14 protein-coding genes are annotated in these 15,986 nt (G+C 65.1%); 10 read left to right on the plus strand and 4 right to left on the minus strand.

The genetic code is table 11. The features are described from left to right. Positions 1-177: 177 nt before the first annotated feature. Both R2N16_RS24190 and R2N16_RS24195 read right to left on the minus strand, forming a co-directional pair. The gene (locus tag R2N16_RS24190; protein ID WP_316669373.1) at positions 178-1,038 is read right to left on the minus strand and encodes a CHAD domain-containing protein; all 861 of its coding nucleotides are present in this window, start codon (positions 1,036-1,038) and stop codon (positions 178-180) included. A 109-nt stretch (positions 1,039-1,147) separates the two neighbouring features. Beyond that, a complete protein-coding gene (locus tag R2N16_RS24195; protein ID WP_316669375.1) occupies positions 1,148-1,921 on the minus strand; it encodes a DeoR/GlpR family DNA-binding transcription regulator in 774 nt (257 codons plus the stop codon). 143 nt (positions 1,922-2,064) lie between these two features. Here R2N16_RS24195 and glpD point away from each other — a divergent pair, with 143 nt between their 5' ends. From glpD to glpK, 8 genes are all read left to right on the plus strand, one after another. Then, positions 2,065-3,642, plus strand: a complete 1,578-nt coding sequence (glpD, locus tag R2N16_RS24200; protein WP_316669377.1) for a glycerol-3-phosphate dehydrogenase — start codon at positions 2,065-2,067, stop codon at positions 3,640-3,642. A gap of 67 nt (positions 3,643-3,709) precedes the next feature. Then, the gene (locus R2N16_RS24205; protein WP_316669379.1) at positions 3,710-4,828 is read left to right on the plus strand and encodes an ABC transporter ATP-binding protein; all 1,119 of its coding nucleotides are present in this window, start codon (positions 3,710-3,712) and stop codon (positions 4,826-4,828) included. After that, the gene (locus tag R2N16_RS24210) at positions 4,815-5,912 is read left to right on the plus strand and encodes an ABC transporter ATP-binding protein (RefSeq protein ID WP_316669380.1); all 1,098 of its coding nucleotides are present in this window, start codon (positions 4,815-4,817) and stop codon (positions 5,910-5,912) included. The genes R2N16_RS24205 and R2N16_RS24210 overlap by 14 nt, the downstream gene beginning before the upstream one ends. Next, positions 5,909-6,799, plus strand: a complete 891-nt coding sequence (locus R2N16_RS24215; protein WP_316669383.1) for a carbohydrate ABC transporter permease — start codon at positions 5,909-5,911, stop codon at positions 6,797-6,799. The genes R2N16_RS24210 and R2N16_RS24215 overlap by 4 nt, the downstream gene beginning before the upstream one ends. Further along, a complete protein-coding gene (locus R2N16_RS24220) occupies positions 6,792-7,622 on the plus strand; it encodes a carbohydrate ABC transporter permease (RefSeq protein ID WP_316669385.1) in 831 nt (276 codons plus the stop codon). The genes R2N16_RS24215 and R2N16_RS24220 overlap by 8 nt, the downstream gene beginning before the upstream one ends. Positions 7,623-7,644: 22 nt before the next feature. Next, entirely contained in the window at positions 7,645-7,926 is a 282-nt protein-coding gene (locus tag R2N16_RS24225) for a DUF2160 domain-containing protein (RefSeq protein WP_316669386.1), read from the plus strand. 171 nt (positions 7,927-8,097) lie between these two features. Next, positions 8,098-9,834, plus strand: coding sequence for an ABC transporter substrate-binding protein (locus tag R2N16_RS24230; RefSeq protein WP_316669388.1), 1,737 nt, complete (start codon positions 8,098-8,100; stop codon positions 9,832-9,834). A gap of 113 nt (positions 9,835-9,947) precedes the next feature. Further along, positions 9,948-11,444 carry a glycerol kinase GlpK gene (gene glpK, locus R2N16_RS24235; RefSeq protein WP_316669390.1) on the plus strand — a complete coding sequence of 499 codons (1,497 nt, stop codon included), beginning with the start codon at positions 9,948-9,950 and terminating at the stop codon, positions 11,442-11,444. A gap of 75 nt (positions 11,445-11,519) precedes the next feature. Here glpK and R2N16_RS24240 read toward each other — a convergent pair whose 3' ends face one another. Then, on the minus strand, positions 11,520-11,885 hold the full coding sequence (locus tag R2N16_RS24240) for a hypothetical protein (protein ID WP_316669392.1): 366 nt from the start codon (positions 11,883-11,885) through the stop codon (positions 11,520-11,522). Between the two features lie 193 nt (positions 11,886-12,078). On the opposite strand from R2N16_RS24240, the gene R2N16_RS24245 reads away from it, so the two are divergent. Continuing rightward, complete coding sequence (locus R2N16_RS24245) at positions 12,079-12,705, plus strand: DUF1415 domain-containing protein (RefSeq protein ID WP_316669393.1); 627 nt, start codon at positions 12,079-12,081, stop codon at positions 12,703-12,705. Positions 12,706-12,853: 148 nt separating this feature from the next. Here the strand turns inward: R2N16_RS24245 and R2N16_RS24250 are convergent, their stop codons facing one another. Beyond that, a complete protein-coding gene (locus tag R2N16_RS24250; RefSeq protein WP_316669395.1) occupies positions 12,854-14,467 on the minus strand; it encodes an OpgD/OpgG family glucan biosynthesis protein in 1,614 nt (537 codons plus the stop codon). A gap of 270 nt (positions 14,468-14,737) precedes the next feature. Here R2N16_RS24250 and R2N16_RS24255 point away from each other — a divergent pair, with 270 nt between their 5' ends. After that, on the plus strand, positions 14,738-15,979 hold the full coding sequence (locus tag R2N16_RS24255; protein ID WP_316669428.1) for an AGE family epimerase/isomerase: 1,242 nt from the start codon (positions 14,738-14,740) through the stop codon (positions 15,977-15,979). Positions 15,980-15,986 lie beyond the last annotated feature (7 nt).

Here is a 15,986-nt window from a genome sequence, read left to right on the forward strand (position 1 = left end):
GCCAACCTCTCAATCGACCGGAAACCCGCTCCAACACTGCTTCTCCGCCACTTCAACACCCCGCCGTCCCTTGCGTTTCGGCGCTGTGTTTCGCAGCGAGGGGCGAATATTAGGCGGGTTTTTCGGAGAGCGCAAGCCCTTTCTTTCCGAGGGGTCTTTCCGCATCTTTTCGGATGCTCACGGCGCCTTATGGGACCGTATCCAACGCAGTCCCTGGACCGCCCGCTTCCGTGCGGCGCGGGCGCGCTTGTGAAAGACGCTCACTATAGATGGCGGCGGAAGCGCATCCAACAAGCCGGTGACGCGATCAAGAGAGACGCTCACGTCGTGCACCTCGCCCAGGGCATCCTGCAGTTTGCGCAGATGCCCCCGGTAGCGCTTGGCCGCGCGCGCCCCGAGCGCCGGGTAGAACGCCTCATATAGATAGCGCCACTGCTTGGCGACGATGCGGGCGCGATGCAACCGCAGCGCGGACGATCGCCTGGGGTGGCGCCCGCGATGAATCAGCTTCTTTCGGAGCGCCCCGGCCCGGGCATGAGCGAAGCGGGAATGCCGCTTGGGCTCACCTTCTATATGGAACACCGCGACCACCTGTTCCAGTTGGAGGAGCGCTTCCTGCACATCCGGCGAGGCCAGCTCGGCACGCAATTCCTCCCAGGCGCGGTTGCGCGCCTCTTTGGATTTGGCAACAGCCTTGTCCAGCCACACCCGTCCGACTACGTCGTGGTCGGGCAAGGACTGCCGGGCGGCGGGGAGCCAATCCGAAAGGAGTACGTCCCATTCGCGCACCGGGCCGGTAGATGCGGCGAGCGCACGCAAGCGGGGTTTCCATTCCGCAACGAAGCGGGTCGGCAAGACCGGCGCGAACGTCACCCAGGCGGAACGCAGCCGGCGCAGGGTGACGCGGAACTGGTGCAGATCTTCGTCGCTGGGGCCGGGCGCGGCCAGCTTGGCAAGGGCATCGCGCAGCGCAGCGATGTGCTCGGTGACGATGCTCGCGAAGATCGAAAGGATTGCCGCATGTGAGTACTTGCTCACGCCGCTCCCCGTGTGTCGAGTCCGGATGCCAGAGAGGCCCGCAAGGTGCGCGCCTTGTCATTTCACTGTAGTCGACGAAGCGAAGACTGCGGCAGTGCCAGATCAAACGTCAGGGCGTTTCGCTGGCGACGACAACGTCGACCTCAGCGGCGCGGAAGACTTCGGCCATCGGCTCGGGTACGGGGATGTCGGTGAAGAATTTGTCGATCTGCGACACGTGGCCCAGGCGGACGACCGCGCGACGGCCAAACTTGGAGTGATCGGCCACGAGCCAGACTTCGCGAGACTGCTCGATGATGGCCTGGGCGACGCGCACCTCACGGTAGTCGTAGTCGAGCAGCGTGCCGTCTTCGTCGATGCTGGAGACGCCGATGATGCCAATGTCGACGCGGAACTGCTTCATGAAGTCGATCGTGGCCTCGCCGACGATGCCGCGGTCGCGATTGCGCACGAGGCCGCCGGCGACGATGACCTCGGCATCGGGGCTGCCCGACAGGATCGACGCGACGTTCAGATTGTTGGTAATGACGCGCAGGCCCCGCGGCCCGTTCTGGCCGACCAGCGCCTTGGAGACTTCTTCGGTGGTCGTCCCGATATTGATGATGAGCGAGCGGCCGGGCTCGACATGGCGCGCGACAACTTCGGCAATGCGGCGCTTCGCATCGATGTGCAGGACCTGGCGCTGGTCGTAGTCGATGTTCTCGACCGAAGACGGCAAGCCGACGCCACCGTGGTAACGCGCCAGCAGCCGCTCGTCTTCGAGCTGACGGATATCGCGGCGGATGGTTTGCGTAGTGACGCCGAGCACGCGGGCAAGCGCGTCGACGGAGGCATCGCCGTGCTGGCGGACGTATTCGAGGATCTGGCGGTGTCGCGGAAGCATCAAGTCACGAAATGAACATAAACGAACACATATGAGCGGATCAGGCGATTCCCTATGTTGCTTTATTTTCGCTCTCCACTAAACTATCCGCCAACGCGTCACTATTCGCAAGAAAAGACGCGCAAATCAACAGATTCCAACCCATGCAACTCACTGACGCGTCGCATCTGGACTGTGATCTCCTGGTGGTCGGAGGCGGCATCAACGGCGTCGGTATCGCCCGTGATGCCGTGGGTCGTGGCCTGTCGGTGGTCTTGTGTGAAAAGGACGACCTGGCCCAGCACACCTCTTCGGCCTCGACCAAGCTGATCCACGGCGGGCTGCGTTACCTCGAATATTACGAATTCAGCCTGGTGCGCAAGGCGCTACAGGAGCGCGAGGTGCTGCTGCGCATGGCGCCGCACATCATGTGGCCGCTGCGTTTCGTGATGCCGCACGATGCCGCGCAACGCCCAGCGTGGATGATCCGCGCTGGCCTTTTCCTCTATGACCATCTGGCGCGCCGGCGCTTTCTGCCGGGCTCCGAATCGATCAAGCTGGCGCGGCATCCGGCGGGCAAGCCGCTCAAGGCGGGTTACACGCGTGGTTTCGTCTATTCCGACGGCTGGGTGGACGACGCCCGCCTGGTGGTGCTCAACGCCCGCGACGCGGCGGACCGCGGCGCGCAGATCTTCACCCGTACGCGCTGCTTGAACGCCGAGCGCCGCGCCGATGGCTGGCACGCCTCGCTGGCCGGCCCGGACGGCATCCGCTCCGTGCGCGCCAAGGCCATCGTCAATGCGGCCGGGCCGTGGGCAGCGGAGTTCGCCCGCTCCGCGCACGCGCTGCCGAGCACGCGCGGCCTGCGGCTGATCAAGGGCAGCCACATCGTGGTGCGGCGGATGTTCGATCACCCGTTCGCTTATATCTTCCAGAACCCGGACGGGCGGATCGTGTTTGCGATCCCGTACCAGGACGATTTCACGCTGATCGGCACGACGGATCTGGAATACAAGGGCTCGGTGGACCAAGTGGCCATCGACGCGGGCGAAATCGAATACCTGTGTGAAATGGCCAGCCGCTATTTCACCCAGCAGCTGACGCCAGCCGACGTTGTGTGGAGCTACTCGGGGGTGCGGCCGCTGCTGGACGACAGCGCCGCCAACGCCTCGGCCATCACGCGCGATTACCTGGTCGAATGCGAAACCGGCGCCGACGGCGGCAGCGCGCCGCTCATCAACGTGTGGGGCGGCAAGATCACGACCTACCGCAAGCTGGCCGAAGAAGCGCTGGACCAACTGGCTCCGCATCTGCCGCTGGCCGGCAAGCCTTCGTGGACGGCCACCGCATCGCTGCCGGGCGGCGATCTGGAAGCGCCTGGGCAGCTGGTAGCCGAATACACCTTCGACGATTTTGTGACCCGCCTGCAAAAACGTTTGCCGTGGTTGCCGACCCAGCTTGCGATGCGCTATGCGCACCAGTACGGCACACGCGTGAACACGCTGCTGGCCGGCGCCACGCGGCTGGAAGAGCTGGGCGCCGAAGTGACGCCCGGTCTGTACGAAGCCGAAATCCGCTACCTGATCGAACACGAATGGGCCCGCACGGCGCAGGACATCCTGTGGCGGCGGACCAAGCTGGGCCTGCACGCCAGCGATGCCGACCGCAGCCGCCTGGAAGGCTGGCTGGCGCGGCACCTGCCGGAAGGCGAGACCGCGCCAGTGGCAGAACGGGCGCCCTGAAGCACCGGGGCCGGGCGCACGAGCCAAAGACATCAAGAAATCAAAGCAGTAAGACGGGAGACATCAATTGATTCTGGAACTGGACCAGGTTACGGCCATGGTCGGGGCGCAGACGCACCTGTACCCGACCAGCCTGCGGCTGGCGCCCGGCGCCATCAACGTGCTGCTGGGGCCGACGCAAGCCGGCAAGACCACGTTGATGCGCATCATGGCCGGGCTGGATCGGCCGACCACCGGCCGCGTAGTGGTCGACGGCAAGGATGTGACGGGCGTAGGAGTGCGCGATCGCAATCTGGCGATGGTGTACCAGCAATTCATCAACTACCCGGCGATGACGGTGTACGACAACATCGCCTCGCCGCTGCGTCTGCAGGGCACCAACAAGGGCGAAATCGACACGCGCGTGCGTGCCGTGGCCGCCAAACTGCACATCGAGCACCTGCTGCAGCGCCTGCCGGCCGAGCTGTCGGGCGGCCAGCAGCAGCGCTGCGCGCTGGCGCGGGCACTGGTCAAGCGAGCACCGCTGGTGCTGCTCGACGAACCCCTCGTCAACCTCGACTACAAGCTGCGCGAAGAACTGCGTGCCGAGTTGGCATCGCTCTTTGCCGATGGCGGCACGACCGTCGTCTACGCCACCACCGAGCCACAGGAAGCGCTGCTGCTGGGCGGCCACACCGTCGTCATGCATGAAGGCCGCGTGCTGCAGGACGGCCCGACGCTCGACATGTATGAAGTGCCGGTGTCGGTCAACGCGGCGGCCATCTTCAACGACCCGCCGATGAACGTGCTGGAGGCCACCGTGGTGGAAGGCAACCAGATCCGCCTGCCGCAAGGCATTGACGTTGCATGGACGCGCCCGCTGCCGATGGCGGCCGGCACGCGCTGCCGCATCGGCCTGCGTCCGAGCCACATCCGCCTGGCGCCGCGCAACGGGGGCGCCGTAGCCCTGCCGGGCACGGTGGAACTGGCCGAGTTGTCGGGTTCCGAAACGTATCTGCACGTGCGCGCCCATGCCGCCGGCCAGTCGAACGCGATCGGCCTGGTCGCGCAGTTGCCCGGCGTGCACGAGTTCGAACTCGGGGCGGCGCTGGACGTGTTTGTCGATCCGGCCGAACTGTTCCTGTTCGATGACGCGGGCAAGCTGGTGAGCGCGCCCAAGCAGGGAGGCGCACATGGCACGCATTGAATTCCGCAACCTGGGGCACAGCTACCGCCCGAATCCGCAAAGCCTGAGCGACTACGCGCTTCAGCCGATGAACATGACGTGGCGCGACGGCGGCGCGTACGCTCTGCTGGGCCCGTCGGGCTGCGGCAAGTCCACGCTGCTGAACATCATCTCGGGGCTGCTCACGCCGTCGGAAGGCCAGGTGCTGTTTGACGACCGTGACGTCACGCACGCAAGCCCGCGCGAGCGCAACATCGCGCAGGTGTTCCAGTTCCCGGTCATCTACGACACGATGACGGTGTTCGACAACCTCGCCTTCCCGCTGCGCAATCGCAAGACACCGGAAGCCGAAGTGAAGAAGCGCGTGGAGGAAGTGGCCGAGATTCTGGAGCTGCAACACGCGCTCAAGCGCCGCGCCTCCGGCCTGGCAGCGGATGCCAAGCAGAAGATCTCGCTGGGCCGCGGCCTGGTGCGCAAAGACGTGGCGGCCATCCTGTTCGATGAGCCGCTCACCGTCATCGATCCGCACCTGAAGTGGCAACTGCGTCGCCAGCTCAAGAAGATTCACCAGCAGCTCAAGCTCACGCTGATCTACGTGACGCACGATCAGGTGGAAGCGCTGACCTTTGCCGACGAGGTGGTCGTCATGACCGAAGGCAAGGTCGTGCAGCAAGGCGGACCGGAAGCGCTGTTCGAGCGGCCCGACCACACCTTCGTTGGCTATTTCATCGGCAGCCCGGGCATGAACCTCTATCCGGTGACGGTGGATGGCGATGTGATCGCGCTGGGCGATCAGCGCCTGTCGGTGGGGCGCGACACGCTGAGCACGCTCAAGAACGCAAACGGTTCGCTCAAGCTCGGCATCCGCCCGGAATTCGTGCAGTTGGCCGCCCCCGGTGAAGTCGGCACCGTGGCAGCCAACGTGCACCAGGTGCAGCAACTTGGTACGCACCAGTTGCTGACGGCCAGCCTGGGTGAGGCCGGCGGCCTGCCCATCAAGGCCAAGCTGCCCAACGAGGTGAGCGTGACCGAATCGCGCGTGTGGCTGCGCCTGGATGCGCCGCAGACGCTGTACTACAGCAATGACGAGAGGATCGGCCGATGAACAAGCCGCTCAACAACAAGGCGTGGTTCCTGATCCTGCCGGTGTTCCTGTGCGTGGCGTTCTCCGCGATCCTGCCGCTGATGACGGTGGTGAACTACTCGGTGCAGGACATCATCAGCCCCGAGCAGCACGTATTCGTGGGTGTCGACTGGTTCCGGCAGATCCTGCGCGACGGCGATCTCCAGGACGCGCTCACCCGCCAGCTGATCTTCTCGCTGTGCGTGCTGGCCGTTGAGATTCCGCTGGGCATCGGCCTGGCGCTGTCGATGCCGTCCAAGGGTTGGAAAGCCTCGGCTGCGCTGGTGGTGCTCGCCATGCCGCTGCTGATTCCCTGGAACGTGGTCGGCACGATCTGGCAGATCTTCGGCCGCTCCGATATCGGCCTGGCCGGCTACTGGCTCAACCAGATGGGTGTCGACTACAACTACACGTCGCACTCGTTCGATGCGTGGATCACCGTGCTGATCATGGACGTGTGGCACTGGACGCCGCTGGTGGCGCTGCTGGCGTATGCCGGCCTGCGTTCGATTCCGGATGCCTTCTATCAGGCGGCCGAGATTGACGGCGCGAGCCGCCTGGCAGTGTTCCGCTACATCCAGCTGCCGAAGATGCGCGGCGTGCTGATGATCGGCGTGCTGCTGCGCTTCATGGACAGCTTCATGATCTACACCGAGCCGTTCGTGCTGACCGGCGGCGGCCCCGGCAACGCCACGACATTCCTGTCGCAATACCTGACACAGAAGGCGGTCGGCCAGTTCGACCTGGGCCCGGCGGCGGCGTTCTCGATCGTGTACTTCCTCATCATCCTGCTGTTCTGCTTCGTCCTCTACAACTGGATGCAACGCATGGGCAGCGCCGGCACGGCCGTGGGAGACGACCATGCGTAAGAACAACAACAACGAACACCAGCGCAAGATCGCCCGCGCGATCACGCTGGCGGTGTACGTGGCGTTTGCCGTGCTGCCGCTGTACTGGATGTTGAGCATGTCGCTCAAGACCAACGAGGAGACGCTGGCCGGCTTCTCGATCTGGCCCAGGCTCGTCACGTTCGACAACTACAAGATCATCTTCACCGACCCATCGTGGTACTGGGGTTACATCAACTCCATCATCTACGTGACGATGAACACGGTGCTCTCGACCGTGGTGGCGCTACCGGCCGCCTACGCCTTCTCGCGCTATCGCTTCCTGGGTGACAAGCACATGTTCTTCTGGCTGCTGACGAACCGCATGACGCCGCCCGCGGTGTTCCTGCTGCCGTTCTTCCAGCTGTATTCGACGGTCGGCCTGATGGACACCCACCTGGGCGTGGCGCTGGCGCACATGCTGTTCAACGTGCCGCTGGCGGTGTGGATTCTCGAAGGTTTCATGTCGGGCATCCCGCGCGAGATTGACGAGACGGCCTACATCGACGGCTACAGCTTCCCCAAGTTCTTCCTGAAGATCTTCCTGCCGCTCATCAAGGCGGGCGTGGGCGTCACGGCGTTCTTCTGCTTCATGTTCAGCTGGGTGGAGCTGCTGCTCGCGCGCACGCTCACCTCGGTCGATGCCAAACCCATCACCGCAGTGATGACGCGCACGGTGTCGGCCTCGGGCATGGACTGGGGCGTGCTGGCCGCAGCCGGTGTGCTGACGATCATTCCCGGCGCGCTGGTGATCTGGTTTGTGCGGAACTACATCGCAAAGGGTTTTGCGATGGGCCGCGTCTAAAACAAGAACGGGAGACACAGCCATGTTCAGCTGGATGGCCTGGACGCCCGAAGTGGCGATCTTCTTCGGCTGCATCGCCTTGATGCTGGCCAGCATGACGGTGTGGGAAGTGTCCCGCCCCACGGTGGAGCGCAAGGGCTTCCTGCCCATTGCCACCACGCGCGGCGACCGCCTCTTCATCGGCCTGCTGACTGCCGCCTATATCAACCTGGCGTGGGTTGGGCTCACGTCGGAAGAGACCAGCGCCTGGGGCGGCTTCATCGCCTCGATGGTGGTGCTGGTGATCGTGATGTGGCGCGGCTGATGCAGGTGCATCGCCCATGAATTTGCAGGTCCGGGGGCATCAGCACGGTTTGATGCTTCCACGCCCAAATTGACGTACGGGCACAGGCATTCCATCACGCTCCCCGCGTCGGAATGCCGGATGTTTTCGCTGCGGGGAGAACAACAAGCCAACAAGCACGAGGAGATACCGATGAAAACATCCTGGCGCATGACGCTTCAGATCAGTGCCATTGCACTGGCGAGCGCCCTGGCAGTCGGCGCAGCCCATGCCGGCGAAGCCGAAGCCAAGAAGTGGATCAGCAGCGAGTTCCAGCCCAGCACGCTGTCGCAAGACAAGCAGATGGCGGAAATGAAATGGTTCATCGACGCCGCAGCCAAGCTCAAGGCCAAGGGCGTGACCGAGATCCACGTGGTGTCGGAAACGCTCGACACGCACGCGTATGAATCGAAGACGCTGGCCAAGGCCTTCGAAGAAATCACCGGCATCAAGGTCAAGCACGACATCATGCAGGAAGGCGATGTCGTCGAAAAACTGCAGACCTCGATGCAGTCGGGCAAGAGCATCTATGACGGCTGGATCTCCGACTCGGACCTGATCGGCACGCACTACCGCTATGGCGTGGTGATGCCGCTGTCCGACTACATGGCCGGCGAAGGCAAGGAGTTCACCAACCCGGGCCTGGACCTGAAGGACTTCATCGGCACGAGCTTCACCACCGCATCCGACGGCAAGCTGTATCAGCTGCCCGACCAGCAGTTCGCCAACCTGTACTGGTTCCGCGCGGACTGGTTTGCCCGCAAGGACCTGCAAGACAAGTTCAAGGCCAAATACGGCTACGACCTGGGCGTGCCCGTCAACTGGACGGCCTATGAAGACATCGCCAACTTCTTCACGAACGACGTGAAGGAGCTGGACGGCAAGCGCGTCTACGGCCACATGGATTACGGCAAGAAGGACCCCTCGCTCGGCTGGCGCTTTACCGACGCCTGGCTGTCGATGGCCGGTTCGGCCGACAAGGGCATCCCGAACGGCCTGCCGGTCGACGAATGGGGTATCCGCGTGGAAGGCTGCGCGCCGGTGGGCGCCTCGATGTCGCGTGGTGGTGCCACCAACAGCCCGGCCGCCGTGTACGCCCTCACCAAGTACATCGACTGGATGAAGAAGTACGCGCCGCCCGAAGCGACCGGCATGACCTTCAACGAAGCGGGCCCGGTGCCTGCGCAAGGCCACATCGCCCAGCAGGTGTTCTGGTACAGCGCCTTCACCGCGCCGATGACCAAGCCGGGCCCGGTCGTGAACGCCGACGGCTCGCCCAAGTGGCGCATGGCGCCGTCGCCACACGGCCCGTACTGGAAGGACGGCATGCAGAACGGCTACCAGGACGTCGGCTCGTGGACGTTCTTCAAGTCCACTCCGTTCGAGCGCCGCTCGGCAGCCTGGCTGTACGCACAGTTCGTCACGTCGAAGACCGTGTCGCTCAAGAAGTCGATCACCGGCCTCACGTTCATTCGTGACTCCGACATCCACAGCGACTACTTCACCAAGAACGCAGCCAAGTACGGCGGCCTGATCGAGTTCTACCGCAGCCCGGCCCGTGTGGCCTGGACGCCGACCGGCAACAACGTGCCCGACTATCCGAAGCTGGCGCAGCTGTGGTGGAAGAACGTCGCCACGGCCGTCACGGGCGAAAAGACGCCGCAAGGCGCGATGGACAACCTGGCCAAGGAAATGGACCAGGTGATGGGTCGCCTGCAGCGCGCCGGCATGAAGAACTGCGCGCCCAAGCTGAACCCGGAAAGCGATCCGGCCAAGTGGCTGTCGACCGAACACGCCCCGTGGAAGAAGCTCGACAACGAGCGTCCGAAGGGTGAGACGGTGGCCTACGACAAGCTGCTCGCAGCCTGGAAGGCAGGCAAGGTGCGTTAAATCGCGTATCCGCCGGTCGACCAACCGTCTGCCGGCGGGCTACCATGCCTGCATTCGTTTCACTTACCGCCGGATACGGCTGACCGTGCCCGGCGGTCACTCTTTTCTGCCTTATGGAATACCTCCTCGCGCTCGACCAGGGCACGTCCAGCTCACGCGCCATCGTCTTCAACCGCGCCGGCCAGATCGTCGCCAGCGCCCAGCAGGAGTTTCCCCAGCATTTTCCGCAGCCCGGCTGGGTGGAGCATGACCCGTTCGACATCTGGAACAGCCAGCTCGCCACCTGCCGCGCCGCACTCGAACAAGCCAAGCTCTCCGCCGCCGACATGGCGGCGCTTGGCATCACCAACCAACGCGAAACCACCATGGTGTGGGAGCGCGCCACGGGCAAGCCGATCTTCAATGCCATCGTCTGGCAGGACCGCCGCACAGAAGCCATCTGCGAGCGCCTGCGCGCCGAGGGTCTGGAAGACGAGGTGCGCAAGCGCACCGGCCTGATCATCGATCCGTATTTTTCCGCCACCAAGCTGCGCTGGATTCTCGACCACGTGGACGGTGCCCGCGAGCGCGCCGCGCGTGGCGAACTCGCCTTCGGCACCATCGACAGCTGGCTAGTGTGGCAACTCACGCGCGGCCGCCTGCACGTGACCGACGTATCGAACGCCTCGCGCACGATGCTGTGGAACATCCACACCGGCGAGTGGGATGCGGACCTGATGCGCGCGCTCGACATCCACCCGAGCCTCTTGCCCGAGGTGCATCCGTCCGCGTATCAATTTGGGCAAACCGATGCCGACTGGCTCGGCGCCTCGCTCACCATCGGCGGCATTGCGGGCGACCAGCAATCCGCGCTCTTCGGGCAGGCCTGCTTCAAGCCCGGCATGGCCAAGAACACCTACGGCACCGGCTGCTTCATGCTGCTGAACACGGGCGACAAGGCAGTCCAGTCGCACAACGGCCTGATCAGCACGGCGGCCTGCCAGAGCGGCCCGAAGCGCAGCTACGCGCTCGAAGGCAGCGTGTTCGTGGGCGGCGCGGTGGTGCAGTGGCTGCGCGACGGCCTGCGCGCCATCCAACGCTCGGCCGACGTGGAAGGTCTGGCCGCCTCGGTGCCCGATTCCGGTGGCGTGGTGTTCGTGCCGTCGTTCACGGGCCTCGGCGCGCCGTACTGGGACCCCACCGCGCAAGGCGCCATCGTCGGCCTGTCGCGCGGTACGACCATCGGCCATATCGCCCGTGCGGCGCTGGAGTCGATCGCCTTCCAGAGCACCGCCCTGCTGCAAGCCATGACGCGCGATGCCGTTTCCACCATCTCGGAACTGCGCGTCGATGGCGGCGCATCGGCCAACAACCTGCTGCTGCAGTTTCAGGCGGATTTGCTCGGCATTCCGGTCGTGCGCCCCGAGATCATCGAAACCACTGCGCTCGGCGCAGCCTACCTGGCCGGCATCGCCACCGGCTTCTATCAGGGGGAGGACGAAGTCGCCCAGCAATGGCGTGCCTCCCGCACGTTCCACCCCGTCATCAGCCGCGACGAGGCTGAGCACCGCATCGCCCAGTGGGAAATGGCCGTCGCGCAGGTCCGCCTGCCAACAACGCGCGGGCACTGAAGGCAACCGCAACAACCAGAAAAAAGGCGACTCTCGGTCGCCTTTTTTCATGGTGCCGTATGCGCAGCCGGCGGCTTACTTGCCTTCGCTGCTCGGCGTCTGGGCAGGCCCGCCTTGTTCACTCATGGCTTCCTTGCGCTTGGCGCGGGCTTCCTTCTTCTCGGCCTTGCGATTGGCCTTGGCGGCCTTCTTTTCATCCTTGTAGGCAGCCTTGGCGTCAGACTTGCGGGCCTTGTATTCATCGCTGGCCGCCTTGTCGTCAATGCGCTTTTGCACCAGCGGGTCAGACGACGAAGTGGCCGGCCCGCCTTGTGGGGCGGTCTGCACGGTGCCGGTGGTTTGCGGTGAAGTCTGCGGTGCCGGCGTCATCTGTGCGAAAGCAGCCGACACGGCAAACGTGGCGGCTACGGCGAGGGCGGTTTTCAGGCGCAATTCGGTCATGGTTGAACTCCTTCTTTTTTACAAAAACACGGAATGGACGGACCACATAAGCGGCGCACGAAGCACGCGAAGTGATCTCGGCGCGCATCAACGGCGCACGCCGGACGTTGCAAATCACAACACCCATTGCGTCGCAAGAAGCGCTCCCACGCCATCGACTACACTGCGCGCTGTCTCATCCCTCCTGTGTGCCGTGTCCAATCACGCCCCCGATTTCGTCCTGCTCGATCCGCCTGCCGATGCCCTGTCCTTGAATGCGGAAGACGCCGCCCGCCACGTCGCGCGCGTGCAGCGCTGGCTGGAAGACGCCGTGATCGGCCTGAACCTGTGCCCCTTCGCCAAGGCCGTGCACGTCAAGCGCCAGGTCCGATACGCCGTCAGCCGCGCCACGATGGACGGCGACGTGCTCGACCACCTGCGTGCCGAAGCGGATCTGCTGCACGCCACCCCCGCCGCACAGATCGACACCACGCTGCTGATCGTCCCCGCCCTGGCGGACTTCCTGGATTTCCACACGCTGACCGAGCGCGCCGAATCCGTGCTCGCCAAGGCCGGCTACGAAGGCGAACTGCAACTGGCGAGCTTCCACCCCGATTTCGTCTTCGCCGACGCCGACCCCGAAGACATTGCCAACGCCACCAACCGCGCCCCTGCCCCGATCCTGCATCTGCTGCGCGAAGACAGCATTGCCCGTGCGGCAGCCGCCGTACCCGATGCAGCGGATATCTACGAGCGGAATATCGCCACGATGGAAAAGCTGGGCCCGGAAGGCTGGGCAGAAATGGCAAAGAAGTTCAGTAAGGCACCGCGCCGCAACTAGCCCAACAGCAGCGACGGTTTGGCCGTCCCCTGCCCTATGTGGCGCCTTTCTTTGCTTCGTTTCTTTGGCAAGACAAAGAAAGGGAGTCGGCCCCGGCAGGGGCGATACGCGGGATGCACCACCCGCATCCATCAAGCAAGCCAAAGAATCAAACCGCCCGATCCACCGGCGGCGTCCACTGATACGCCCACGTCTCGGAAAGCAACCGCTCCCCAGACTGCAACGTCAGCAACAACTCGATCGGCGCATTGCTCGCATCCGGCACCACATCAAACATCGCCCGGACACCATCGATGCTCGCAAGCGGCCGCGCCGAGGCAATCTCCACCCGCCCGCGCGAGGCTCGAATCACAGGCTCCACGGTGGAGCCTGCCGTACTGCGCCCGAGTCGCGACAACTCCCCGCCGGCAAAGTCCACGACAAACCGCCACGAGAAGTATTTGCGCGGCTGCCCCACCACGCCGCCGATGCCCGTGCGCGTGGCCACCACCCGCGCCAGCGGCGAGGCCGCTGCAGGCTGCGCACCCCACGTCAGCCGATAGCCGAACGCCAGTTCCTGCCCGGCATGTGGCACCACGGCCGGCCGCCAGAACGCGACGATGTTGTCGAAGGTTTCATCGTTGGCCGACAGCTCCACCAGTTCCACCGCGCCCTCACCCCAGTCATGCGTGGGCTCGACCCACACGCTCGGGCGCTTCTCATAGAACACGCCGTCATCCTGGTAATGATCGGGATTGCGATCGCGCTGCAGCAGCCCGAAGCCGCGCGGGCTGTCGTCGGCGAAGCGCTGGCTGCGCAGCATGGGTGGATTGGCCAACGGCCGCCAGACCCACTCGCCCGAGCCGCGCCAGATCGCCAGGCCGTCGGAATCATGAATTTCCGGGCGCCAATCCGATGCACGCCAGCGGCGGGCGGCGCTGTGGCGATCGCCGGCGCGGTCGGTGCGGTCGTTTTCGCCGTAAAGGAACATGCTGGTCAGCGGCGCGATGCCCAGACGCTCGATCGGCTTGCGCACGTAGAGCGTGGCGGCCACGTCCATCACCAGCGTGTCGCCGGGGCGGATGTCGAAGCGGTAGATGCCGGCCACGCTGGGGGAATCGAGCAACGCGTAGACGCGCAAGGTATCGGCATTGGCGGCCGGGCGTACCAGCCAGAATTCAGTGAAGTCCGGAAACTCTTCTGCGCGGGGCAAACCGGTATCGATCGCCAGCCCCCGCGCCGACATGCCGTACTGCCACTGCCCGCCGACGGCGCGAAAGTAGCTGGCGCCCAGGAAGGCGGCCACATCGCGCGTCGGGTCCGCATGGGTGGTCAGCCGAAAGCCGGCGAAGCCGAGATCGGCCGGCAGCGCCTGATGGTCCAGCCCGCTCTTGCCGTAATCGAACATGGCAGGTTCGTAGGCAATCAAGCGGGCGTGGCCGTCAACCACCTCGTGCATCTGCACGGCCGACTTGAAAAACAGCCCCAGGTGGAAGAACTTGGCCTCGAACGGTAAATGCTGCCCGGCCCATAGGGCGTGATCGGGGCGATAGCCGATGGATTGGTAACCGTCCCAGTCCAGCGTGGCCAGTGGCTTGGGCAATTGCGTGCTGCGGGGCCGGTACGGCCTTACGGCCAGCGCCCGAGCACGCGCCAGCAGGCGGGCTTCGTCAAACGGTTCGGGGGCGCCAACGGCGGGGCCGGGCGTGGCGCTGCGGGACAAACCAGGAGCCAGGGCGAACAGCCCGGCGGCCAACTGCTTGAGCAGGTCGCGACGGTGCATGGATCAGTGCAGGACCAGGGGGAGCCAGGGGTGATTCATCTTCGCACAACCCACGCCCAGGCAGCATCCGGCAAAAACCTTTCATTGGACCCACAACCCTGCGCCGTGACCGGGATTGGGGCAGTTGTGCATGGCGCCGGGCCGCCAGTTGGAGCACAATCCCGGGCCTGTTCACCTGTAGAACCCATGCACGTCGCCTATGGTGAACAGATCCGAGCTGCTGGCCTGCGCTACGACGGGCCGACGCCCGCCACGATCATCACCGCGCACATGCTTTCACAACCCTCCACGCCGCCGCAGCCCGATCCGGCCACGGCCGAACCGTCCGCCGCCATTGCGGCTGCCCTGGAGTCATTCGGCCGCTACTACGACGACGTTCTGCTGCCCATGTGGCTCGGCCCGGGCTGGAACGCGCACGCCGGTCTCTGCTATGAAGCGCTCGTGGTCGACAACGGCGCGCTGGTGCCTGCGTCAACGGCGCGTTACCGGGCGATGGCATGTGCACGGCAGTTGTATACCTTTGCGCGCGCCACGCAGCTCTCCAAGCGCCACCGCGATCTCTGCGCCGAACGCGCCGCCGCCCTGTGCCATGCGCTGGACACGCGCTTTCGCGACACGATCTACGGCGGCTGGCTGTTTGCGATTGACAGCGCGCTGGCCCCACACGACACCACCAAGGATCTGTACACGCACGCCTTCGTGCTGTTTGCCGCAGCCCATTGGCTGGCCGTGAGCGGCGACCCGCGTGCCGCCGCGCTGATGCACGACGCGCACGACGTGATCGCCCGCAGCTTTGCGCGGGCCGGGGCCAAACCGCTGCCGGTCGCGTCCATGGACGCCACGTTCAGCACCACGCTGGCCGGCGTCGCGCAGAACCCGGTGATGCATCTGACCGAGGCCTACCTGGCCGCCGCCGCGCTGGACGAACCGCCTGCATGGGCCGAGGCCGGCGTGCGCACGCTGGCCGATGGCATCCTCGCGCGCTTCATCGACACGCGCACGGGCAGCATCGCCGAGTTGCCGATCGACGAAGCCAGCGCCGACAACCGTATCGAACCCGGTCACCAGTTCGAATGGTTCTATCTCGTGCGCGCGCACGCCGACGTCTTTACGCGCTCCGAAGCCGGCCGCCATCTGGCCGAAACCCTCGCCCGCGCAGTGGACGCGGCCTGTGCCGACGGCGTGGATGCCGACACGCAGGGCGTGTGCCTGTCGCTCGACCTGGACGGCACGATGCGCGACGCCAGCCAGCGCATCTGGGCGCAGACCGAATACGGCCGCGCCCTCGCACTGTGCACGGAAACACAGGGCGCCATGCTCGCGCGCCTGCTGCCAGCGTGGTCGGCGCGCTTCCTGCACGCGCAAGGCTGGAACGAGGTGATCGACCCTGCCGGCCAGCGTCTGCGCGCCGACATGCCGTCGAGCACGCCGTACCACATCACCACCTTTTACGAGGCGGCCTGCAGTTCGCTGTCCGGCTCGCCCGCACGTTGTACCCAAGCTGTTGAGTGAGACCCTT

It is taken from the genome of Ralstonia psammae (assembly GCF_958405935.1).
Lineage (GTDB): Bacteria > Pseudomonadota > Gammaproteobacteria > Burkholderiales > Burkholderiaceae > Ralstonia > Ralstonia psammae.

Bases quoted from the DNA above. Each gene is read 5' to 3' on its own strand.
- R2N16_RS24195 (WP_316669375.1), bottom strand. From the start codon at position 1,921: ATGCTTCCGCGACACCGCCAGATCCTCGAATACGTCCGCCAGCACGGC.
- glpD (WP_316669377.1), top strand. From the start codon at position 2,065: ATGCAACTCACTGACGCGTCGCATCTGGACTGTGATCTCCTGGTGGTC.
- R2N16_RS24210 (WP_316669380.1), top strand. From the start codon at position 4,815: ATGGCACGCATTGAATTCCGCAACCTGGGGCACAGCTACCGCCCGAAT.
- R2N16_RS24215 (WP_316669383.1), top strand. From the start codon at position 5,909: ATGAACAAGCCGCTCAACAACAAGGCGTGGTTCCTGATCCTGCCGGTG.
- R2N16_RS24220 (WP_316669385.1), top strand. From the start codon at position 6,792: ATGCGTAAGAACAACAACAACGAACACCAGCGCAAGATCGCCCGCGCG.
- R2N16_RS24225 (WP_316669386.1), top strand. From the start codon at position 7,645: ATGTTCAGCTGGATGGCCTGGACGCCCGAAGTGGCGATCTTCTTCGGC.
- R2N16_RS24230 (WP_316669388.1), top strand. From the start codon at position 8,098: ATGAAAACATCCTGGCGCATGACGCTTCAGATCAGTGCCATTGCACTG.
- glpK (WP_316669390.1), top strand. From the start codon at position 9,948: ATGGAATACCTCCTCGCGCTCGACCAGGGCACGTCCAGCTCACGCGCC.
- R2N16_RS24240 (WP_316669392.1), bottom strand. From the start codon at position 11,885: ATGACCGAATTGCGCCTGAAAACCGCCCTCGCCGTAGCCGCCACGTTT.
- R2N16_RS24250 (WP_316669395.1), bottom strand. From the start codon at position 14,467: ATGCACCGTCGCGACCTGCTCAAGCAGTTGGCCGCCGGGCTGTTCGCC.
- R2N16_RS24255 (WP_316669428.1), top strand. From the start codon at position 14,738: ATGCTTTCACAACCCTCCACGCCGCCGCAGCCCGATCCGGCCACGGCC.